We start from the raw sequence: 21,679 nt of genomic DNA, 5'->3' as shown, positions 1-21,679 counted from the left end.
CAATTAAATATATATGGCAATGAGATATATTATCATTTGCATTAAGAATTGGAATATTTTTTTAATTGCTTTAACGATTTTTATTCGTCATCAAACCTTAAGCCCCCAATCTTGCCAGGCTTGCTCGGCAAGGCTGGCGCGAAACTGCGGTGCGGCTATTTCTATCAAGGCGCGGGCCCGCTCCTGTAAGCTTTTGGCGCGTAAATTAGCGATGCCATACTCGGTAACAATGTAATGCACATGGGCGCGGGTAGTTACCACCCCGGCGCCCGGGCTTAACAGCGAGCTGATGCGCGATATGCTGCCGGCTGCTGCAGTGGCTGGCAGGGCAATAATAGCGCGGCCTCCATCTGACAGCGCTGCGCCGCGGACAAAATCCATTTGACCGCCAACCCCTGAATAAATTTTGGTACCCAGCGAATCGGCACAAACCTGGCCGCTTAAATCAACCTGCAGGGCACTGTTGATCGACACAACTTGAGGGTTTTGCCGGATAACTGAGGTATCGTTAGTGTATTCAACATCCAGAAATACCACTTGCGGGTTGTCATCAATAAAGTCATATAGCTTCTGGCTACCCATCGCAAAAGTCGTGACTATTTTACCGCGGTGTTTGCGTTTATTCAGGTTGGTAATCACGCCTTGCTCAATTAGGGGCAGGACGCCATCGGAGAACATTTCGGTATGAATTCCAAGATGCTGTCTGTCGCCAAGATAGCCAAGAGTTGCATCTGGTATAGCGCCAATACCCATTTGCAGGCAGTCACCATCACGAATTAAACTGGCGACATTACGGCCAATTTGCATTGACACCGCATCCTGTTGCGCCGCTTTGTGCAGGGGCAGGGGCGCGGCATGTTCAACATAGCGGTCTATCTGGCTTAAGTGGATAAAAGAGTCGCCATGGGTGCGCGGCAATAACGGATTTACCCAGGCTATTACTTTTTTTGCCATTTGCAAGGCTGCGCGCGTGGCTTCTACCGACACGCCTAAACTGCAAAACCCATGATTATCGGGTTTGGATACCTGAATTAACGCGACATCCAGTTTTTGCTCGCCACTTCGGAATAATTTGGGAATTTCTGATAAAAACATTGGTACGTAGTCGGCATTTCCGCAGTTCACGGCCGCTCGCGTACTGCTACCCACGAAAAAACAACGCTGGCGCAAATGGCCTTGCAACTCAGGGGCACATAGCATCTCGCTATGTTCGGTATGCAGTTGCAACAGCGTCAGGTTTTGCCGCTGCAGTGCTACCTTTGCCAAGGCTTGCAACAGGTAGTAGGGGGTTGCCGCCATTGAATGGCACCAGATATTGTCATTATCCTGGATGAGATTAAGGGCCTGCTCCGGACTGCTGACTTGCATATCTGTGCTCCTGATAAAGTTAATTTACTGGCTTTCTGCCTGCTTTTTGGCACTGCGCAGATAGCGAATTAGTCGTGCTTCGTCATCGTTTATTGGCTCGTTGCCAATATAGGTAGCCTCTGGCTGGGCGGCTTGTTGCTTTTCAATACTTTCCTGGAACAGAAGCAATTCTGTTTCAGAGAGCTGCTCCCATAAACCATTTCTGTCCGATGCCAGTTCACATTTCCGTGGCAGTGACTCTAAAATTAAAATGGCACCCAGCGAGTAAAATTTATTGTCGTAGACACAACCTAAAATCTTGCCTCTGTCGACTACCAGCTGCCAGGGAAAGTTTTTATCGCTAACGCTAATGCCACCGTCAGTCAGGCGGGCAAAATCTTCTGCGTAAGGCGCTGTGCCATAAGTCATGCAAAGTAAAATCAGGGTAAGTCTAATCAATTTCATTGGAGGTTCCTTCAAGGATTGTTAATAATATCAATTATTTAATTGCTAATCTAAATGACCTTTCTTTCTAAATCAACAAGAAAATAGTGGCGGTGAGGCTATCAAGCCAACTGAATAAAAGAGAAATATTTTGTAGTTAATATTTTATGTTGACAACTGTTTTTGATCGCTAGAATTGATAGTTTGAGAAATCTAAGTCCTGCGCTGATGTATGAATCTGGCCGGTCGATAGAATATGTTTAAACCTTAGGAGATCCGGTAAACTCTGAACGAACAACCTACGGCTTACGCCAGTTCTTAAGCAAGTTATAGCGGTAATCTAATTTAGATAAAAAAATTAATTAATTGCATAGCTTAACTAATCCAACTATAACTTAAAATGCGTACAATTTTTTTTAACTTGTACGAGCAGTACAGTTGTGTAATGGAGGACGCGTTGTGAATCTAATTCAAAAGCCATATTTGTTGTTGGTTATCGGGGTATTGTTTCTGTCTTTTAAGACAGTTGCGGCAGTTACCGTACAATTTGACGCAGAGCGCAATGCTGCTTGTTGGCAAATTATCGAACAAAAAAAGCCAGGGTTTTGCCGGCTGCACTTTCAATTTGCTGGCAGCAAACCAGATGCCGTATATGCTGAACAGGCATTGTTAAGTCATTCTTTAAGCGAATACCCGGCAAAACGTGCCGGTTACCCAACCTCATTTCAACAGCTTGAATATTCCATACAGTTTTTTCAATACAGCGCTGAGAGATTTAAAATTCGTAATAATCTGGTGTTTATCCGGTCTGACGACGGTTCAGTCCAACTCAACATGGGTATTTTAACTTCTGCCAGTGGTGGTTATAGTTATCTGTTGGCTGATAATGAAACTCAGATCAAACAGCTGGTTGCTGATTTACAAAAACCGGATGCATCGTCAACGCGATATCGGCGAAGTATTGAGCAGCTTTTCAGAAATTAAGCTAAACACGCCAGTAATGTTATGAGCTCGATGCATTTTATCAGTTCGCTGCACCAATATCATGCTGACTAATGATGGGAACAGTGTTGCAGCTGAATATCGAGCAATTGAGTACCATCGGTCAGACTGAGTTTATCGTCCTCGCGCCAGACACTAATTTGCATATGAGGTTTAAGCATCAATATCAGGTGGCTGAGGTCGGCATCACTGAATTTATAACAATCTGTAGCAGCATTATTTTGCCAGTCACTGTTTTTGATGGCCTGATGCTCAGACAGAAATAAAATCACCTGATCTGCTTGATGCATTGCCCGTCGCATACTTTTGTCGCTTAGGGGATCTACTGCACCCCACAGTGTAAAATGTTGCTGAGCGTCTTGTAAGTATAAGTCGGGCAGTTTCCCGGCATTTGGATGTTGATTTAAGGTAGGGCTTAGCTCATATAGCGTAAGATACGCCAACAGCCGTCTGGCGAAGTGCTCTGCTGACTCGGCCTGATAAGGGGCAATATAATGACGCTGCTGCTGAAACAAATTATGCATTTCGCAGTTATAGCTCAAATCCAGCCTGACTATCTTGGTACTCATCAACATTTTTGCCATCCAGGGTTGCTACCTGACACAAATTTGCCAGGCTACCACTTAATTTAAGAGTCATTACCGTGCACTGCTTAATTACACTCCCGTAAAAACCAGCAAATTTTGTGCCGTTAGTTGTTATTTGCTTTAGGGGAAGTAGGTTTCAGTCATCGACCGTTACAGACTCCATTGCTGGCGAAAAGCGCTGGCCTGGCGGCGTGATATTTCCACCTGCTTATTATTTTGCAGTAACACATCGAAACCGCCGGCAATAGATGGTGTTATCTCTTTGATATACTGCGTATTTATTATCCAGCTACGATTGGCGCGAAAAAAAAATTCCGCCGGTAATCGCTGAGCAACAGCACTGATACTGCGATAGGTTGCCGGCGTGGCCTGTGCCAGGTGAACCCGGGTGTAGTTGCCCATTGCTTCAAAACAAATCACGTCAGCTAATTTTACAAAAAAGCAATTCTCACCATCTTTAATGAAAAACTGTTGATGTAGTGCCAATTTTTGTCCGTTTTGACTAACAGGTTGTAACTTATCAAAAGCAGCTTGCAGCCGGCTTAAGGTCACTGGCTTTAGTAAATAATCCAGAGCATTATATTCGAATGATTTGAGCGCATAATGATCATAAGCCGTAATGAAAATGACCTGAGGCAGATAGTCGAGTTGTTCCAGTAATTTAAATCCATCGCCGCCGGGCATATTAATATCCAGCAATACCACGTCGGGTTTCAGTGTTTCAATTTGCTGTTTAGCCTGGCGAATATTGGCGGCCTCGCCAATCAGACTGGTGCCGCTTATATGATTTAATTGCTGTGCTAACTCCAGGCGAGCCAGCCGGCTGTCGTCTACAACCAATACCTTCATATTAAAACTCCAGTGGCAAGCGAATCTGAGTTTTTACCTTATGGTGTTCGCTGGATATGGTTAATCCGGCTTGCCGCTCGTCAGGGTATAGTAATGCCAGTCGTTGCCGGATGTTTTGTAAGCCAACGCCTTGATGATTTGCATCTGTATCAAGGCTACCGTCGTTTATAATGCTGATATTCAGCATATTATTGATTTGATGCACTGTCACGTTGATACTGCCGCCGTCGATATCTTTACTGATACCATGCTTGATAGCATTCTCGACGCACAATTGCAGCAATAACTTGGGCACCAATGCTTGTTGGCAACGCTGTTCGGCATTCAAAGAAAAATACAGTCGTTCTTCGAACTGAATAGAGCAAAGTGCAATATATTCGTTAACAATAGCAAGCTCAGCACTAAGTGTTACTTTGGCTTGGTCATCTTTACTCAGACTGTAGCGTAGCATGTCTGACAGTCGGGCCAGCATTTCTCTGGCGCGGGCCGGATCTTCCAGAATTAATGCCCTGATATTATTGATGGCGTTAAACAAAAAGTGGGGGTTAAGTTGGTTTTTTAGCGCATCAAGCTGACTTGATTTTAACAGTTCACTTGTTTGACGTAATTGTCGTACTTTAGTAATACTGAAATAAAGTGCTGACCAGAATAAAAGCGCCATCAGCATATTGAAAAAATTGCCGCTAAAAACCACTCTGGCTACAAAGCCACGCTGTGCCTGCGGTATTGGATTGGTAACGCCAAAATGGGCCAGAGCAAACGCCGTGACGACCAAAAGCACGGCAGCGATAGCGGCAACCAGCAGGCTGCTAATTGCCAGATACAGTGCTTGTTGCCAGATGTTTCTCCGACGAAAGCGCTTTTTATAGCCGAGCCGGATTAAATGCGAACCAATAGCGCTGCTGCCAACTAATACCAACGCATATAGTAATTCTACTTCGGTAAAAATCGGCCGCATCCATGCTGCGATACTAATCAAAGCATATAACAGCAACCAACCGCTAAGTTGACAGATAAGATAGAGGTGGCGCCGTGGTTGGGCTATGGCTAATTCATCACTCATTGTTATGGCTGCTCATTACTTTTGGTGTTTGCCTGTTGTTGCAGTTGTTGTAACAGGGTCATGCCACCTGGCGTTACCGGAATAGTAGCATTGCTCAGAATAATAATACCTACCTGTTCAGCAGGGGCAAAACCGACGAAAGCGTTAAATCCTCCGGTCTGGCCGTTATGCCATATAAGCCCTTCCGGCTGTAGCATCCAGCCAAAACCGATCGTTGGATCTGCTGCTGCGGGCGTTACCGATAAACGCATTGCTTTAGCTAGTGACGGCGTATTGCTGCTGGCTCTTGTTGACAAGTTGTCTGTAGCCGTAGCACTCAGGTAATGTTCTACCAGCTTGGCCATATCAGCAATTGACGACAACACTGCGCCAGCGCCAGCAAGTGCCTGAAAATGCCAGTTTGCAGAATCAGTCCCATCTGGCTGATACCCCTGTGCTCGATTAGTATAGCTGCCGCCCGTAATAGCAACTGTACTGGCTGTCATGTTCAGTGGATTAAATAATTGCTGTTGCATCATCGCTGAGAAGCCAACGTTTTGTTGCCGGCTAATCAGCTCTGCCAGCAAGCCATAGCCAAAATTTGAGTATTCAAATTGCTGCTCGCCGGGTTGTACTTGCTGCAAAGCAGCCATTAAATCAGCTTGGCTGTAGTTTGCATAGGGATCGGTTAAGTCTGTCAGGGGTAAGTTGGCAGGTAAGCGAGGCAAACCACTGTAATGGCTCAGCAGCTGCGCCAGAGTATATTGATGCTGCTGATAATCTGCATGTTGCAACAAGGCTGCGACAGTAGTGTCGAGGCTCAGTTGTTGGTCCGTTACTAACAGGGCAGTAACCAAACCAACCAAAGGTTTGGTTACTGAGCCAATTTCAAATAACGTTTGCTTGCCGACAGCTTGTTGTTTGCTGTGGTCGGCGAAGCCGTGCAGATAAAAGCGGGTTTGGCCACCACTAATAATCGCTACTGCCACACCTGTATCGCCAAATTCAGCGGGCAACCAGTGGTTTATAGTGGCAACGGTAGGGCTCAACTGATTATTCAGTTCTGCTTTTTTTTTAGGACCAACGGCATTGCTGCTCCTTGTACAAAAGTACCTTGCCAGCTGTTATCCTGCCAAATGGCGCTGTAGTTTGCGTTGATTAAAGCTGACTTAAACTCCATTTTGTCGGCAGTTAAGCTGAATGTCTCTACCGGAATGCCAAAGCTTTGCTGTTTAGGGCTGTCAAGCGTGACATGATAGCCTTTATCAGCCACCGCTATATTTAAAACAAGCGGTAAACGGGCACTGTTATTGATAATAAGATCACCAAACCAGCTGCCTTCATTTTCTAGCAATTGTAGCTGTGCCTCGTCCAGTTTGGTTAAGTTAAGCGTAAGTTTTTTACCCTGGCTGAATTCGCCACGCAACAGACCTTGCTGTAAGGCGCCGGTAAAACTGGCATTTAGCTTGTCATCCTGAAACTGCACATTGCTACCATCGATTTTAAAATGACTGGGACTATAATCGAATATACCTTGATTAGGGCTGTCGATTGTCAGGGTGTATCCTTGCGGACCATTGTAAATATTGATGCCAAGGGTCAATTCTGCCTGTGGCGCCATCTGCAGGTTGCCGCGCCATTTGCCGGTGAGCTCCTCTGCAAATAGCGGCGCAGAAAGTAACATTGACAGAAGCAGAGTGAACCAAAATAGTGGTTTTTGCATAAGTAACTCCTTAAGTGGGTGAATGCTGCCAGGTAAGTTTAATGTCTGAAAATATTGTTTAGTGCGTTTTATGACGAGCGGCGTTTTTCGTATATTAAAGGTAAAACGCCACAATAAAGCTAAACTGTTAATAACTCTGAACTGAATTATCGCATAAGCATCATCGTAAACTGGAAGGAATTATGAAGTTAACAGAGCAACAATGGCAACAACGCTTAACCGATGAGCAATATCGGGTAACCCGGTTAAAAGGTACTGAGTATCCTTTCACGGGAGAGTTGCTGCATCATACTGCAGATGGCACCTACCATTGTATTTGTTGTGGTGCAGTATTGTTTGCCTCCGACGCTAAGTTTGATGCAGGTTGCGGTTGGCCTAGTTTTTACCAGGCGTTAGAGGGCAGGGTAAAATACGATACCGATACCACTCATGGCATGCAGCGGACAGAAATTCTCTGCAGTAACTGTGATGCTCACCTGGGTCATGTATTTGACGATGGCCCGGCACCTACTGGTCAGCGATATTGCGTAAACTCTGTAAGTTTAAGGTTTCAACATGCGACAAAAGCCTGAAATTGACTTGTTGTGGTTGTGGTAAGGTTTCAATATCTATTACAATGTGCCGCCTTTCGTAAACAAGCTGTACCCTACAAAGCAGCACGAGGCTCCGATTAATTCATCTTTTTGAAGTAAAAGGCCGACACATGACCCTATCACACGCAGAGCAATACCAGAAAAGCTGGCAGGAACGCCAGGAATATGCCGAAAATATGCAGCCAATTATTGGCCGTCTATACCGAAACAAAGGAATTGAAGTCGTCGTATATGGCCGCCCGCTGGTTAACGCCACCACTATCGACATTATCAAAGCACATAAAACGGTAGAGCGATTTGAAGGTGAAAAATTGCGGCTGCGCGAGAGTTTTCCGGTTCTGGAAGCCATCAGCAAAATGAATCTGGCGCCGGGACGGGTTGATATTGGCAAACTTGCTTACGGTTTCTTATTTAAGAACTCAGGGGCGGGTTTGAACCTCGAGCAATATTTAGCGCGTGAGTTGGCTGATATTCTTGATCATGAAGACAAAGTTAAGCCCACTGACGTTGTGTTATATGGCTTTGGCCGGATCGGACGTTTACTGGCCAGGCTGATGCTGGAGCGTTCTGGTCCAAGCAGCAAATTACGGTTAAAAGCGATAGTGGTGCGTGGTGGCAAAAAGGGCGATTTGGAAAAGCGGGCCAGCCTGCTGCGCCGTGATTCAATTCACGGACCTTTCAATGGCAGCATCACGGTCGATGAAGAAAACCAGGGCATTAAAGCTAACGGTACTTTTATAAAGGTTATTTACGCCAGCTCACCTGAAATGGTTGATTACACAGAGTATGGTATTGATAACGCCCTGGTGGTCGACAACACCGGCATCTGGAAAGATGATCAAGAACTGGCTATCCACTTCCAGAGTAAAGGTACGGCCCGGGTACTGTTAACAGCACCGGCAAAAGGCGATGTGCCAAATATTGTTTACGGTGTAAACCAACACATGATTATGCCTGAACATAAATTTGTGTCTGCTGCCAGTTGTACTACCAACGCTATTACACCGGTATTAAAAGCATTGAATGATGAGTTTGGTATCCGTAACGGCCATGTTGAAACCGTACACTCTTACACCAACGATCAAAATCTGATTGATAACTTCCACAAAGCTGAACGTCGGGGCAGGGCTGCACCTCTTAATATGGTTATTACCTCTACCGGCGCAGCCAGTGCGGTGGCAAAGGCATTACCTGAGTTAAAGGGCAAACTTACCGGCAACGCTATTCGGGTGCCTACGCCGAATGTTTCTATGGCAATTTTGTCGTTAAATCTGAATAAAGAAACCAGCCGTGACGAACTTAACGCCTTTTTACAACGGACCTCACTGTTTTCTGAACTGCAGGATCAGATTGATTACACCAGTTCTACTGAAATTGTATCCTCGGACTTAGTCGGTTCACGTTATGCCGGCGTAGTTGACTCGCAAGCTACTATAGTTGACGGTGATCGTTGTGTGCTGTATGTCTGGTATGATAACGAGTTTGGTTACAGTACTCAGGTTATCCGGGTGATGAATGATATGGCCGGGATTAAGTACCCAACCTTACCTGTTGCCAAAGAGTAACTAATGCCGCATGTAAATTAGTAAAAAACGCCGCAATTTTGCGGCGTTTCTGTATGAAGAAATGTAATGGCGATACCGAATTTCAGCCAATAAAAAACGGCCGTTAAAACGGCCGCTTTTTTAAACTGAACGTGCTTAGCTATTACAGCAGAGTTACGTTAGCAGCTTGTGGGCCTTTCTGGCCTTGTTCAATTTCGAAAGCAACGCGCTGGCCTTCGTTTAAGGTTTTGTAACCTTCAGTCATGATTGCGCGGAAATGAACGAACGCGTCAGCGCCGCCGTTATCCTGAGTAATGAAACCGAAACCTTTATCAGCGTTGAACCACTTTACTACACCAGTTACTTTAGCCATGAATGACTCCTAAAAATTTTAATAAAACATAATTTACGCTTAATGCGTTGATAGCCTGACTGTTACTTATGTGGCCAAACGTGCGTGAATCTTCAGGGACATGACTTACTATGAAGCTTGTAGCGAAGTGTTCAAAAACATGTTGTTACATAGGTCTGTTATACAGGCCGGAAGACATAATATCAGTTCTGAAATGAAAGTATAGTTTTTATTCTATAAACAATAAGATTAATGAAATAAAAAAAACCGGCTAAAAGCCGGTTTTTTTAAACTGAAACGAACTGTGCTATTAAAGAACAGTAACGTTAGCAGCTTGAGGGCCTTTCTGGCCTTGTTCGATTTCGAACGTTACGCGTTGACCTTCGTCTAAGGTTTTGTAACCTTCAGTCATGATTGCACGGAAATGAACGAACGCGTCAGCGCCGCCGTTATCCTGAGTAATGAAACCGAAACCTTTATCAGCGTTGAACCACTTTACTACACCAGTTACTTTAGCCATGAATGACTCCTAAAAATTTTAATGAAACTAAATTACGCTTAATGCGCTGTTAGCCTGACTGTTAAATTTACTTATGCGGGCAAACGTGCGTGAATCTTCAGGGACATGACTTACTATGAAGCTGTGTAGCGAAGTTTTCAAAAACATGTTGTTACATAGGTCTGCTTTACAGGCCGGGAAGCACTTTAACAGTTCTGAGCTCAATGTATAGCTTTATTATTGAATTAACGAAAATAATTGATAGAAAAATAAAAAAAACCGGCTTTTAGCCGGTTTTTACTGGATTTAGCTTGTTTCAGTATGACTATTTATTGCCAATTGCCTGCTCTGGTGCGACGTAAGCAAAACCAAGAGCCTCTGCCACGCTCTGGTTAGTCACTTTCCCGTGATAAACGTTCAGGCCAGCCAACAAGTGCTTATCTTCAGTTAATGCCTGTTTGTAGCCTTTATTAGCGAGGCGGATAATAAAGGGCAGCGTTGCGTTGTTTAGGGCGAAAGTAGACGTCCGGGGTACTGCACCTGGCATGTTTGCTACACAGTAGTGCACAACTTCATCCACGATATAAGTAGGATCGGCATGAGTTGTTGCCCGTGAGGTTTCGACACAGCCGCCCTGGTCAATCGCCACATCTACAATAGCTGAGCCCGGTTTCATCCGTTTAATATGCTCCGCAGTGATTAATTTTGGCGCCGCAGCACCTGGCACCAGTACGCCGCCAATAACCAAATCGGCTGCCAATACTTCCTGCTCTAACGCTGCAGCAGTTGAATATATTGCTTTTACGGCACCGTTAAACTGAGCATTAATCCGACGCAGGACATCGACGTTACGATCTAACACTGACACATCGGCACCCATACCTACTGCCATTTGTGCCGCATTAGTACCTACCATACCACCGCCGATTACTACTACTTTTGCTGGTGCTACACCTGGTACGCCGCCTAACAAAACACCGCGGCCGCCGCAGGACTTTTCCAGTGCCCGGGCACCGGCCTGAATTGACATCCGGCCGGCCACTTCTGACATCGGCGCAAGCAGCGGCAAGCCACCTTTGCTGTCTGTTACGGTTTCATAAGCAATACATACTGCTTTAGATTTAATTAAATCTTCAGTTTGTGGTAAGTCAGGTGCCAGGTGCAGGTAAGTAAACAGGATCTGGCCTTCACGCAGCATTGCGCGCTCAACGGCTTGCGGCTCTTTTACCTTAACAATCATTTCTGCTTTGGCGAAAACTTCTGCTGCAGTAGCTAATACTACTGCGCCGGTATTGGTGTAGTCTTCATCCGTAAAGCCAATGCCAATGCCGGCATTGTGTTCAACATAAACACTATGGCCATGGCCAATTAGCTCCCGCACACTGGCTGGTGTCATGCCAACACGGTACTCGTGATTTTTTATTTCTTTTGGGATGCCGATGATCATAATATTCCGCCCTGTAGGTAAGAGGTAAAATTTGTGCGCAGTATACAGCTTAAAATACAGAATTAATGCTTGTTTTAATGCGCTCGCTTAGTGCAAAATCCTGTTTAAATTTTAAAATAGGTGGTTTTCACTGCTATGTATTCTTTAAGTAAGAGTATCAAGAAGTTAGACCGAATTGATCGTAAAATACTGACTGAACTGCAACACGATGGCCGCCTGGCGAATGTTGAATTAGCCAGGCGGGTAGGTTTAAGCCCGACACCCTGCCTGGAGCGGGTGCGCAAGCTTGAAGCCGAAGGCTATATTATAGGCTATACCGCTCAGGTTGACCCACATAAGGTTGGTGCGGCACTGCTGGTTTTCGTTGAAATTACCTTGAGTAAAACCTCACCGGAAGATTTTGATGAATTTAGCAAGGCCGTCCAAAAGCTGGAGGAAATTCAGGAGTGTCATCTGGTGTCTGGTAGCTTCGATTTTCTGCTGAAAACCCGGGTAGCCAATATGGCGGCCTATCGTGAACTTTTAGGTGAAACGTTGCTCAGATTGCCCAGTGTGCGCGAGAGCCGCACTTATGTGGTGATGGAAGAAGTAAAACAAAGCAGTTTTGTGGCGATGAGCCAGTAACCAATAAGGTAAAGCCACGGTTAATCTTCGCTGTATTAAGCTAATGCCGGTTAGAGCATAGCCTTGCTGCAAGCGCGCTCCGCAAAGGCGTTGATGCACTTTTTTGCTGGCTCTGGTATGGTAGTAAGGTCTGCGCAGACAGAATAAAAATAATGAGGCCCTTCATTTGCAAAGCAAACAATTATTTCCGTTAAATGGCGTGCAGCGCTTGCTCGAAGTGGGATTAATCCTGTTCTGGGCACTGGCGTTGTTTTTACTGCTGGCATTATTTTCGTTTGACCCGGCCGACCCGAGCTGGTCACAAACCGGTTATCAAACCAGTGTTAATAATTATGCCGGTACTATTGGTGCCAGGGTGGCAGATATGCTGCTATTTAGTTTTGGCTGGATTTCTTATTTAGTGCCATTTCTGATTGCCGTGTTTGGCTACTTATTATTTAAACGATACCACGACGTATTTGCGCTGGATTATCTTATCCTCGGCCTGCGGCTGATAGGCCTGGTGTTAACTCTGGTGTGTGCTACTGCTATCAGCAGTATGAATTTTAACGATATTTATTATTTTTCATCAGGTGGGGCAGTAGGCGATGTAACCACCAGTGTATTGTTACCCTATTTCAATTTTATAGGTACTAGTTTGCTGTTGCTGGCCGGCTTTGCAACCGGTCTTACCCTGATGACCGGTATTTCATGGTTAACGGTAGCCGATTACCTTGGCATTGCTTGTTTTAAAGCCGGTCAGTGGTTGTTAGCCTTACCTGGATGGCTGGGCGAACGCTTTGGCAGTGCCCCACCAGAGCATGAGGGCATTGACAGCACTGAGCCAGCGCAGTTACAGCTTAATCATCCTGCAGACGAATCGCAGCAACGAATTGTCAGTAAGCGCGCTGAGCCGGCATTTTTTGCTGAGTCTAAAACGACCGCACCATTGCCCGTTAAGCCGCTTAACCCACAAACCGAAGCAAAATCTTATTACAGTATGGATCAGCTTGCTGATGAACAACTGTCGTTTAGTGCAGTTGATGAGCCATTGAACCGGGAGCACGTGTCTAAAACTCTGGCTCAGCTTGAACCTCAGGAACAGCTTGATCCATTAATGCAGTTCCCGGATGACGAAGAAGATACTGACGATAGTGAAGAAGTTCAGCATGCCATGGAGGAGTTGCCATCACTGGCGTTGCTGGACCGTCCTGATAAAGCCCAGAATCCGATTGACCCTGCCGACTTAGAACGGGTGTCAAGATTGGTTGAAGCCAAGTTGCTTGATTTTAATGTCGAAGCCCAGGTCGTCGGCGTGCACCCGGGCCCGGTAGTCACCCGCTTTGAACTGGATTTAGCCCCCGGAGTAAAGGTAAGCAAAATTACCGGTCTGGCGAAAGATTTAGCCCGTTCGTTGTCAGCAATCAGTGTGCGGGTGGTAGAAGTGATCCCGGGTAAGTCTTTTATTGGCCTGGAGCTGCCCAATCAACACCGGGAAATTGTCCGGTTGTCAGAAGTGATTGGCGATGAAATTTTTACTGAATCTAAATCTGCATTGACCATGGTGCTGGGTAAAGATATAGCCGGTAAATCAGTGGTGGCTGACCTGGCCAAAATGCCGCATTTACTGGTTGCCGGTACTACCGGTTCAGGTAAGTCAGTTGGCGTTAATGTAATGATCTGTAGTTTACTTTATAAGTCGACACCGGATGATGTGCGGTTTTTGATGATTGACCCAAAAATGCTTGAGCTGTCAATCTATGAAGGTATACCGCATTTATTAACGGAAGTAGTGACTGATATGAAAGACGCTGCCAACGGCCTGCGCTGGTGTGTTGGCGAAATGGAACGGCGCTACAAGCTGATGTCCGCCCTTGGAGTCCGTAATCTCAAGGGGTATAACCTGAAGGTAAAAGAAGCGATTGCGGCCGGCGAGCCCTTAAAAGATCCATTATGGAAGCCGTCAGATGATATGCGAACCGAAGTACCTTTGCTGGAAAAACTGCCGGCAATTGTTGTAGTGATTGATGAATTTGCTGACATGATGATGATTGTCGGTAAAAAAGTGGAAGAGCTGATCGCCCGTATCGCCCAAAAAGCCCGGGCGGCAGGTATTCATCTGATCCTGGCGACGCAGCGGCCATCAGTAGATGTGATTACCGGCTTGATTAAAGCCAATATTCCAACCCGGATAGCGTTTCAGGTGTCGTCTAAAATCGACTCCAGAACCATATTAGATCAGCAGGGTGCTGAGAGCTTACTGGGGCAGGGCGATATGCTCTACCTGCCACCGGGTTCCGGGGTACCAAACCGGGTGCATGGTGCCTTTGTTGATGACCACGAAGTACATGCGGTGGTGGCTGACTGGAAAAAGCGGGGCAAGCCAAATTATCTCTCTGAGATTTTAAGCGACGAAACCAGTGAGGAGAGCCTGTTACCGGGTGAAACAATGGAAGGTGAAGATGGTGAATCAGACCCTCTGTATGATCAGGCGGTAGCGCATGTAATAGAAAGCCGGAGGGCGTCTGTTTCTGGTGTGCAACGGAAATTCCGGATTGGTTACAACCGGGCGGCCCGATTGGTTGAACAAATGGAAATGAGTGGGGTGGTCAGTGGTCCTGGCCATAATGGTAACCGTGAGGTCATGGTGCCGGCACAACCTAAAGGGTATTAAATGAAAAAACTGGCGTTAGTGGCATTATTGTTCAGTAATCTTTGTCTGGCGCAACAAGCTGTCCCTGTCGATTTTGCCCCGCATTTAAAACCGGCGCAGCAACAACGGTTAAGTTCGGCTGATGGTAGTGCAGAATTGCTGGCAGAGTTGACTAAAATTGACAGTTTTTCAGCTCGTTATCAGCAACAGGTTTTTGATGACCAGCAGCAATTATTGCAACAGGGACATGGCAGATTACTGCTGAAAAAAGTTGCGCAGTTCAGGTTTGAAGGGGAAGAGCCGGAGCCGGTTCTACTGGTTAGTGATGGTGAAAACCTGTGGTTTTATAATGAACTGCTGGAGCAGGTAAGTATTTATGATGCCAAGGCTCAAGTGGGGCAGACTGCATTTGCGTTGCTCACCACTACCGACCCGACGCTTTGGCAGCAGTATCAGGTTATCGCACAGCAAGAAGTATTTATTATTCATCCGCTGGACACCAATAACCCGGTACAACAACTTATGTTGGCGTTTGATGAGAACGGCATCAGTGAAATGACCGTTATTGACATCAACCAGCAGCAAAGTGTATTTCGTTTTACCGATGCCCGTTTAAACCAGGCCATAGACGACAACCAATTTAAGTTTACTGTGCCGGATGGCGTTGATATTGATGATCAGCGCCAACAATAACAACCATGACTAGTTTATCGTTAGATTTTAGTGATGACATCAGGCCATTGGCCGCCCGCTTGCGGCCTGTCACGATAAGTGATTATGTCGGCCAGCAGCATTTAATTGGCCCTGGCACACCGTTGTATCAGGCGATAATTGCCGGCAAGGTGTTCTCGCTTATTTTATGGGGCCCTCCGGGTACCGGCAAAACAACCCTGGCTGAACTGATTGCCAGCCATGCTGATGCTAAATTGCAGCAGCTGTCAGCGGTTACCAGTGGTGTTAAGGATATTCGTCAGGCAATCACTGACGCCCAGCAGCGTCAACAGCAATATCAGCAGCGGACCCTGCTATTCGTTGATGAAGTGCATCGCTTTAATAAAGCGCAGCAAGATGCCTTTTTACCGTACATTGAAGACGGCACCATTATTTTTATCGGTGCCACTACTGAAAACCCGGCCTTTGCCCTGAATAATGCAATTTTATCCCGGGCCCGGGTTTGTGTGCTAAAAGCCCTGACCGATGATGACTTACATCAGGTATTGCAGCGCGCGTTAACCGATCAGAAACTTGGTCTTGGCCTGATGCAACTGAGCATTGAACCTGACGCTGAGCAGTTATTGCTGCAACTGGCAAATGGCGATGCTCGTAAACTATTGAATATTCTGGAGCAGGCGGCTGAACTCTGTTCGGCAGACCCGGCCAGTGCATCCGGAGCCAACATTACTGCTTCGCTGATTAAGCAGATTGTGCCAAGACAATTACCCGGTTTTGATAATCAGGGTGATATGTTCTATGACCTGATATCCGCTTTTCATAAATCGGTGCGCGGCTCAGATCCAGATGCCGCTTTATATTGGTATTGCCGTATTTTAGCCGGTGGTGGCGATCCACTATATGTTGCCAGGCGCTTACTGGCTATCGCCAGTGAAGATATAGGCAATGCAGATCCCAGAGCGCTAACTCTGGCATTAAACGCCTGGGATACCTTTAACCGGGTAGGGCCGGCAGAGGGCGAACGGGCAATTGCGCAGGCCACGGTTTACCTGGCGCTGGCACCGAAAAGCAACGCGGTATATACCGCATTTAATCAGATGCGGAAGCTGGCTGAAGAGCTGCCTGATTATCCGGTACCACTGCATCTGCGTAATGCGCCCAGCAAACTGCAAAAGCAGCTTGGCCATGGCGAAGGCTATCGCTATGCCCATAATGAACCAGGAGCCTATGCTGCCGGCGAATGCTACCTGCCGCCAGAGTTAGCTGACAAACAGTTGTATCAGCCGTCTGAGCGCGGCATGGAGAAACAGCTGGCCGAAAAACTGCGTTATTTACGCCAGTTAGATGCAGCAAGTCAGCAGCAGCGCCGTAAAGAATAACCTTTATTTAAGCAAAGCATTTCAATTTCAGCCCGAGCTGGTTAATATTCGGGGCTGTTATTTCAACCTTGTCTGCCAGTTTTGGCTTCAGCCGACAGAAGAACTTATTACTATGCTAGATCCAAAATTTTTACGTACAGAATTAGCTGCAACTGCGGATCGTTTGGCCGGCCGCGGTTTTACCCTTGATATTGAAAAATTTGCTGAGCTTGAAGAGCAACGCCGGGTATTGCAGGTGCAAACCCAGGAGTTACAAAACCAACGTAATAGCAAATCTAAAGGGATAGGCCAGGCCAAAGCCCGCGGTGAAGATATCACGCCCTTATTAAAAGAAGTAGACGGCCTGGGTGCTGAACTGGATGCCGCCAAAGCTAGGTTAGATGAGGTCTTAGCCGAAGTTGAGCAACTGGCGTTAACCATTCCTAATTTACCGGATGAGTCAGTGCCGGTGGGCTTGGATGAGACAGAAAATCAGTTGGTGCGTCAGGTGGGCGAACCTCGTCAGTTCGATTTTCCGGTAAAAGACCATGTTGAGCTTGGTGAAGCTTATGCCGAGGGTCTGGATTTTGCTGCCGGCGTTAAACTTTCCGGCACCCGCTTTATTGTCATGAAAGGCCAGATGGCACGTTTGCACCGGGCACTGGCGCAATTTATGCTCGATTTACACAGTGGCGAGCATGGCTACACTGAATTATATGTACCTTATCTGGTAAATCATACCAGCTTATACGGTACCGGCCAGTTACCCAAGTTTGGTGCGGATCTGTTTCACACTCAGCCGGCAACAGAAGAGGGCCAGGGTCTGGCATTAATTCCTACCGCTGAGGTACCGGTGACTAACCTGGTACGCGATAGTATTGTTGATGCTAACGAGCTGCCATTAAAATTTACCGCCCACACCCCCTGTTTTCGCAGTGAAGCCGGCTCATATGGCCGTGATACCCGTGGTCTTATTCGTCAACATCAGTTTGACAAGGTTGAATTGGTGCAGTTGGTGCAGCCAGATCAATCAATGCAGGCGCTGGAGCAATTAACCAGTCATGCAGAAAAAGTGCTGCAGTTATTAGGCCTGCCGTACCGGGTTATGTTGTTATGTACCGGCGATATGGGTTTTGGTGCCAGCAAAACCTATGATTTGGAAGTGTGGTTGCCGGCGCAGAATACTTATCGGGAAATTTCGTCTTGCAGTAATATGGCTGATTTTCAAACCCGGCGGATGCAAGCCAGGTATCGCAGCACTGAGATGAAAAAGCCTGAGCTGTTGCACAGTTTAAATGGCTCGGCCCTGGCGGTTGGCCGCACTCTGGTGGCTATTCTGGAGAACTATCAGCAAGCTGATGGCACTGTGGAAATACCAGAAGTACTCAGGCCTTATATGGCTGGTCAGACTCATTTGAAGTAACATTTGAAGTAAGCTCTGTGCTGCTCTGCTAATGTTGCAGCTGCCGCTCCGTTGCTGTTACAGGCAGCGGGCGGGTTTGGGTAAGCCTGCCAGCCGGGTTGCTTGTTTGGCAGGCCCTTGTGGAAACAACATAAACAGGTATTTGCTATTGCCTTTATCCGGGCCTAATTGCTGAGCCATGGCCTTTACCAAAACCCTGATAGCAGGCGAAGTGCCAAATTCCTGATAAAAATCGCGAACAAACTGAATCACTTCCCAATGGGCAGCTGTTAAGCTAATGTTCTCAAGTCCTGCAAAATGCTCTGCGACTGCAGGTTGCCATTGGCTTAAATCAGCGAGATAGCCATGTTTATCCAATGGCAGTTGCTTACCCGCGACGGTTATAGTGTCTAACGCCATAACATCACCTGCGCCTTTGTTGCCGTTAATTCAACCCATTCAGAGTCACTAATAGCGCTAATATCAGCCATCGGAGTTAACTGACGCACGTTAAGATCAGAGCTGAGCGCGACAATATTCTGACATGGCCATGCTATGTCGCTGCGCCTGGCAAGATACACCGCATCCTGGCGCAGCAGCAATGTGTCTGCTTTGTCGCATAGCAGGGCCAGCTCGGCAAAATTAACATCAGCGTTAATCAGGGTAATCAGTTTCATTTAAATACACACTATTTGTTGCTGGCGGGCCAGCAGTTGCTGCAACTGCTCTGGGTTAGCCTGCTTAGCCGGGATGGTTAAATCGCTGCTATGCAGCTGGCGCTGTTGCAGTGATTGCTGGCAAACATAAATGTGCTCAATATCGTACAGGCCAAATAGCTTAAAACCCTGTTGATAGCGCTTCAGGGGGAAATCGCAATTTTGGTTTAACGTCGCTAACTGATAAACACCATCGCCACTGAAAATCAGGGTTAACTGGTGCTCAATGGCAGCCAGCGCCAGAGTTAAATCAAGTGCTTCGCGCCCGGCGCTACTGTTAAATGGGCTTTGTCGTTGAATGATAGCGATAGCTTGCATCAGAACTGTACCAGTTTGCTATTAGGTAAACGCATGGCAAACTCGGCGAGTCCGGCGCCAATAAAACCTTTGGCATCAGGAACAACACCGCGTTTTTCTGCAGCGGTCACACAATATAACAGCGGGATTTGATTAGCCTGGCAAAAATCGGCCAGCTGCTGGCTTAAATTGGGTTCATCTGCAGGTAAATCGATGTTTGCAGCTGCCGCCAGCACCGCATCCTGATACAGAAAAACTTGTGCAATCTGATAACCACTTGCCAGCGCAGCGCTGGCAAATTGCAAGGCACTGGCGAAGTTCTGACTGGCCAGCGGGCTGGTGGTTAATAACAGGCTGAAAGCAGTCACTGCAATCTCATAAAAAATGCGGTCTCATAAAAAAATACCCCGTACAGGACGGGGTATTCTAACGGAACTTAGCGAAGCGGCAAAGGGCTACTCGTCGCCCATAATGCCTAACAGGCTTAACAGATGAACAAAAATATTAAAGATGTTCAGGTATAAGCCAACTGTTGCCCGGATATAATTGGTTTCGCCACCGTGTATGATCCGGCTGGTATCAAACAGAATGAAACCAGACATGATCATAATGACCGCTGCACTGATAGCCAGGCTAAGGGCCGGTATTGCCAGAAAGATGTTAGCTATAATCGCAACCAGCGCGACTATCATACCGACCATTAAAAAACCGCCCATAAAAGAGAAATCTTTGCGGGTAGTTAACACATAGGCCGATAAAGAAAAGAAAATAACTGCAGTGCCACCCAGAGCCTGCATAATCAGGCTAGGGCCATTGGCCATGCCTGCATAAGCATTCAGCAATGGACCTAAGGATGCGCCCATAGCTCCGACGAAACCGAATACCCAGAAAATACCACTGGCAGAGTCGGCTTTCTTGTTAACCACAAACAGCATAATAAAGCCAGCAACAAAGCAGACAATAGAGGCCATTGGTGATAGGTTCATTGCCATGGCAATTACCGCAGTAAGTGCGCTGAATGCCAGGGTAAGGCCAAGTAAAAAGTAGGTGTTACGTAGTACTTTGTTAATCTCAATACCGCTACTTACGGTGTTGATACTACTGGTTTCTCTGTATGACATATGCAATCTCCTGATTAGCTAAATATTATGCCTGTTTGGCCATTATCATACTGACTAAGTTCCCGTGACTCCAGTAGTTATCTGATAAAAATCAGTAATCACTGAATTTTTTTAACTTTTGGCTTTCTTTTCTTAGCCAAACTGATTAGTATACGCAGCGCTGGAGGGATGGCAGAGCGGTTTAATGCACCGGTCTTGAAAACCGGCGTGGGTTAATAGCCCACCGAGAGTTCGAATCTCTCTCCCTCCGCCACTTAACTTAGTCGTTACAGTGTTGTTATACGCAAACCACCGCAAGGTGGTTTTTGCGTTTTAGGCTGTCTGCAAAGCCGTATTAGGTTTAAATAATGTTGAATAATACAGCTTTGCTGACTGATTTATAGCCAAACAGCCAAAAGCTGATAAAAAGCGCTTTACAAAGCAGAGGGGAGTTCTTAATATTCGCCCCATAGCGCGGAGGGATGGCAGAGCGGTTTAATGCACCGGTCTTGAAAACCGGCGTGGGTTAATAGCCCACCGAGAGTTCGAATCTCTCTCCCTCCGCCACTTTGTTTAACTCCCTTCATTCTGTATACATCATACAAACATCAATAGTTTAATCAGCAGGTAAATAGTTCTGAAATATTGTTTCCTATTTTTTACCGTTCTGGCACACTAACCTCTGAAAAAGCCAAGATCAATATTATTGGTGTCGAACCAGTTAGCAGAAAAGCTCAGGTTCTACTATGCTAGCTGCATAAAAATACTAAAAACCAGTGAGACGGAGAAGCCAAGTTGATTAACGTGCTGTTAGTTGATGACCATGAGCTTGTACGAACTGGGATCAGTCGCATACTAATGGATGAGCGCGGTATCAAGGTGATAGGCGAAGCTGAATCCGGTGAAGAAGCTCTGCAATTTTGTCGTCAGCATGAACCCGATGTTGTGCTGATGGACATGAACATGCCTGGCATGGGCGGTATGACTGCCACCAAGCGAATTTTACATTATTTCCCTGAAATTAAGGTGCTGGCACTGTCAGTATCATGTGAAGAACCTGTGCCGACAAAAGTAATGCAATTGGGTGCGGCTGGTTTTATTTCAAAGAACTCAGCACCCAGAGAGATGGTATCCGCTATTCGCAAGGTATATAGCGGCGTGCGACACATTTCAGATGAAGTGGCACAAAAAATGGCGTTAGCTAAAGTTAATAAACAAACTGAAAATCCATTTGAAGGTTTATCTGATCGAGAACTGCAAATAATGCTAATGATCACCCGTGGTCAAAAAGTAAATGATATTGCTGAACAGCTGAGTGTCAGCGCCAAAACAGTTAATTCTTATCGGTACCGGATGTTTGAAAAATTAGCCATTAGCGGTGATGTTGAATTGACTCATTTAGCCCTGCGGCATGGCATGATAGATATTGCCAAGGTATCCCCCTGATTT

General features: G+C 46.3%; 24 protein-coding genes and 2 tRNA genes. 11 read left to right on the top strand and 15 right to left on the bottom strand.

Annotated features, from left to right (window positions below):
• Positions 1 to 90: 90 nt before the first annotated feature.
• The gene (locus H141_RS0101205) at positions 91 to 1,368 is read right to left on the bottom strand and encodes an acetyl-CoA hydrolase/transferase family protein (RefSeq protein ID WP_019674412.1); all 1,278 of its coding nucleotides are present in this window, start codon (positions 1,366 to 1,368) and stop codon (positions 91 to 93) included.
• A gap of 24 nt (positions 1,369 to 1,392) precedes the next feature.
• On the bottom strand, positions 1,393 to 1,812 hold the full coding sequence (locus H141_RS0101200) for a hypothetical protein (protein WP_019674411.1): 420 nt from the start codon (positions 1,810 to 1,812) through the stop codon (positions 1,393 to 1,395).
• Positions 1,813 to 2,250: 438 nt separating this feature from the next.
• Here H141_RS0101200 and H141_RS0101195 point away from each other — a divergent pair, with 438 nt between their 5' ends.
• Positions 2,251 to 2,775, top strand: coding sequence for a hypothetical protein (locus tag H141_RS0101195; RefSeq protein ID WP_019674410.1), 525 nt, complete (start codon positions 2,251 to 2,253; stop codon positions 2,773 to 2,775).
• A 68-nt stretch (positions 2,776 to 2,843) separates the two neighbouring features.
• On the opposite strand, the gene H141_RS0101190 is transcribed toward H141_RS0101195, so the two are convergent.
• The 5 genes from H141_RS0101190 to H141_RS0101165 form a co-directional block, all read right to left on the bottom strand.
• Positions 2,844 to 3,317: a YaeQ family protein gene (locus H141_RS0101190; protein WP_026349147.1), complete on the bottom strand. Its 474-nt coding sequence runs from the start codon at positions 3,315 to 3,317 to the stop codon at positions 2,844 to 2,846.
• Between the two features lie 213 nt (positions 3,318 to 3,530).
• Positions 3,531 to 4,229, bottom strand: coding sequence for a LytR/AlgR family response regulator transcription factor (locus H141_RS0101180; RefSeq protein WP_019674408.1), 699 nt, complete (start codon positions 4,227 to 4,229; stop codon positions 3,531 to 3,533).
• A 1-nt stretch (position 4,230) separates the two neighbouring features.
• Positions 4,231 to 5,292, bottom strand: a complete 1,062-nt coding sequence (locus tag H141_RS0101175; protein WP_019674407.1) for a sensor histidine kinase — start codon at positions 5,290 to 5,292, stop codon at positions 4,231 to 4,233.
• Positions 5,293 to 5,294: 2 nt separating this feature from the next.
• A complete protein-coding gene (locus H141_RS0101170; RefSeq protein ID WP_019674406.1) occupies positions 5,295 to 6,320 on the bottom strand; it encodes a serine hydrolase domain-containing protein in 1,026 nt (341 codons plus the stop codon).
• Positions 6,321 to 6,328: 8 nt separating this feature from the next.
• Positions 6,329 to 6,994 (bottom strand): hypothetical protein, encoded by a 666-nt coding sequence (locus tag H141_RS0101165; protein WP_019674405.1) that lies wholly within the window; start codon positions 6,992 to 6,994, stop codon positions 6,329 to 6,331.
• A gap of 182 nt (positions 6,995 to 7,176) precedes the next feature.
• Between H141_RS0101165 and msrB the strand changes: the two genes are divergently transcribed.
• Complete coding sequence (msrB, locus tag H141_RS0101160) at positions 7,177 to 7,566, top strand: peptide-methionine (R)-S-oxide reductase MsrB (protein WP_019674404.1); 390 nt, start codon at positions 7,177 to 7,179, stop codon at positions 7,564 to 7,566.
• 131 nt (positions 7,567 to 7,697) lie between these two features.
• A complete protein-coding gene (locus H141_RS0101155) occupies positions 7,698 to 9,152 on the top strand; it encodes a glyceraldehyde-3-phosphate dehydrogenase (protein ID WP_019674403.1) in 1,455 nt (484 codons plus the stop codon).
• A 142-nt stretch (positions 9,153 to 9,294) separates the two neighbouring features.
• Here H141_RS0101155 and cspE (H141_RS0101150) read toward each other — a convergent pair whose 3' ends face one another.
• The 3 genes from cspE (H141_RS0101150) to ald form a co-directional block, all read right to left on the bottom strand.
• A complete protein-coding gene (gene cspE, locus H141_RS0101150; protein WP_019674402.1) occupies positions 9,295 to 9,504 on the bottom strand; it encodes a transcription antiterminator/RNA stability regulator CspE in 210 nt (69 codons plus the stop codon).
• A 289-nt stretch (positions 9,505 to 9,793) separates the two neighbouring features.
• A complete protein-coding gene (gene cspE, locus H141_RS0101145; protein ID WP_019674401.1) occupies positions 9,794 to 10,003 on the bottom strand; it encodes a transcription antiterminator/RNA stability regulator CspE in 210 nt (69 codons plus the stop codon).
• 304 nt (positions 10,004 to 10,307) lie between these two features.
• Entirely contained in the window at positions 10,308 to 11,429 is a 1,122-nt protein-coding gene (ald, locus tag H141_RS0101140; protein ID WP_019674400.1) for an alanine dehydrogenase, read from the bottom strand.
• A 135-nt stretch (positions 11,430 to 11,564) separates the two neighbouring features.
• Here ald and lrp point away from each other — a divergent pair, with 135 nt between their 5' ends.
• The 5 genes from lrp to serS all read left to right on the top strand — a co-directional run bounded on the left by lrp (position 11,565) and on the right by serS (position 18,138).
• Entirely contained in the window at positions 11,565 to 12,053 is a 489-nt protein-coding gene (gene lrp / locus H141_RS0101135) for a leucine-responsive transcriptional regulator Lrp (protein ID WP_019674399.1), read from the top strand.
• Positions 12,054 to 12,219: 166 nt separating this feature from the next.
• Positions 12,220 to 14,706: a DNA translocase FtsK gene (locus H141_RS0101130; RefSeq protein WP_019674398.1), complete on the top strand. Its 2,487-nt coding sequence runs from the start codon at positions 12,220 to 12,222 to the stop codon at positions 14,704 to 14,706.
• On the top strand, positions 14,707 to 15,378 hold the full coding sequence (lolA, locus tag H141_RS0101125; RefSeq protein WP_019674397.1) for an outer membrane lipoprotein periplasmic chaperone LolA: 672 nt from the start codon (positions 14,707 to 14,709) through the stop codon (positions 15,376 to 15,378).
• A 5-nt stretch (positions 15,379 to 15,383) separates the two neighbouring features.
• On the top strand, positions 15,384 to 16,736 hold the full coding sequence (locus tag H141_RS0101120; protein ID WP_019674396.1) for a replication-associated recombination protein A: 1,353 nt from the start codon (positions 15,384 to 15,386) through the stop codon (positions 16,734 to 16,736).
• 112 nt (positions 16,737 to 16,848) lie between these two features.
• Positions 16,849 to 18,138 carry a serine--tRNA ligase gene (gene serS, locus H141_RS0101115; RefSeq protein WP_026349145.1) on the top strand — a complete coding sequence of 430 codons (1,290 nt, stop codon included), beginning with the start codon at positions 16,849 to 16,851 and terminating at the stop codon, positions 18,136 to 18,138.
• A gap of 57 nt (positions 18,139 to 18,195) precedes the next feature.
• On the opposite strand, the gene H141_RS0101110 is transcribed toward serS, so the two are convergent.
• From H141_RS0101110 to H141_RS0101090, 5 genes are all read right to left on the bottom strand, one after another.
• Positions 18,196 to 18,537 carry a TusE/DsrC/DsvC family sulfur relay protein gene (locus tag H141_RS0101110; RefSeq protein WP_019674394.1) on the bottom strand — a complete coding sequence of 114 codons (342 nt, stop codon included), beginning with the start codon at positions 18,535 to 18,537 and terminating at the stop codon, positions 18,196 to 18,198.
• Positions 18,528 to 18,794 (bottom strand): DsrH/TusB family sulfur metabolism protein, encoded by a 267-nt coding sequence (locus H141_RS0101105; protein WP_019674393.1) that lies wholly within the window; start codon positions 18,792 to 18,794, stop codon positions 18,528 to 18,530. Before H141_RS0101105 ends, H141_RS0101110 begins: the two co-directional genes overlap by 10 nt.
• Positions 18,795 to 19,151, bottom strand: a complete 357-nt coding sequence (gene tusC, locus H141_RS0101100; protein ID WP_019674392.1) for a sulfurtransferase complex subunit TusC — start codon at positions 19,149 to 19,151, stop codon at positions 18,795 to 18,797.
• Positions 19,151 to 19,498: a DsrE/DsrF/TusD sulfur relay family protein gene (locus H141_RS0101095; RefSeq protein WP_019674391.1), complete on the bottom strand. Its 348-nt coding sequence runs from the start codon at positions 19,496 to 19,498 to the stop codon at positions 19,151 to 19,153. Before H141_RS0101095 ends, tusC begins: the two co-directional genes overlap by 1 nt.
• 87 nt (positions 19,499 to 19,585) lie before the next feature.
• Complete coding sequence (locus H141_RS0101090) at positions 19,586 to 20,251, bottom strand: Bax inhibitor-1/YccA family protein (protein ID WP_019674390.1); 666 nt, start codon at positions 20,249 to 20,251, stop codon at positions 19,586 to 19,588.
• Between the two features lie 162 nt (positions 20,252 to 20,413).
• Here H141_RS0101090 and H141_RS0101085 point away from each other — a divergent pair.
• The 3 genes from H141_RS0101085 to uvrY all read left to right on the top strand — a co-directional run bounded on the left by H141_RS0101085 (position 20,414) and on the right by uvrY (position 21,676).
• Positions 20,414 to 20,504, top strand: a tRNA-Ser gene (locus H141_RS0101085).
• 202 nt (positions 20,505 to 20,706) lie between these two features.
• Positions 20,707 to 20,797: transfer RNA gene (locus tag H141_RS0101080), tRNA-Ser, on the top strand.
• 237 nt (positions 20,798 to 21,034) lie between these two features.
• Positions 21,035 to 21,676, top strand: coding sequence for a UvrY/SirA/GacA family response regulator transcription factor (gene uvrY / locus H141_RS0101075; RefSeq protein ID WP_276202881.1), 642 nt, complete (start codon positions 21,035 to 21,037; stop codon positions 21,674 to 21,676).
• The last annotated feature ends 3 nt before the right edge of the window (positions 21,677 to 21,679 follow it).

This window comes from Arsukibacterium perlucidum DSM 18276 (assembly GCF_000382165.1).
Lineage (GTDB): Bacteria > Pseudomonadota > Gammaproteobacteria > Enterobacterales > Alteromonadaceae > Alishewanella > Alishewanella perlucidum.
Note: the sequence above shows the minus strand (reverse complement) of the source record. Positions and strands in the feature narration are given on the sequence as shown.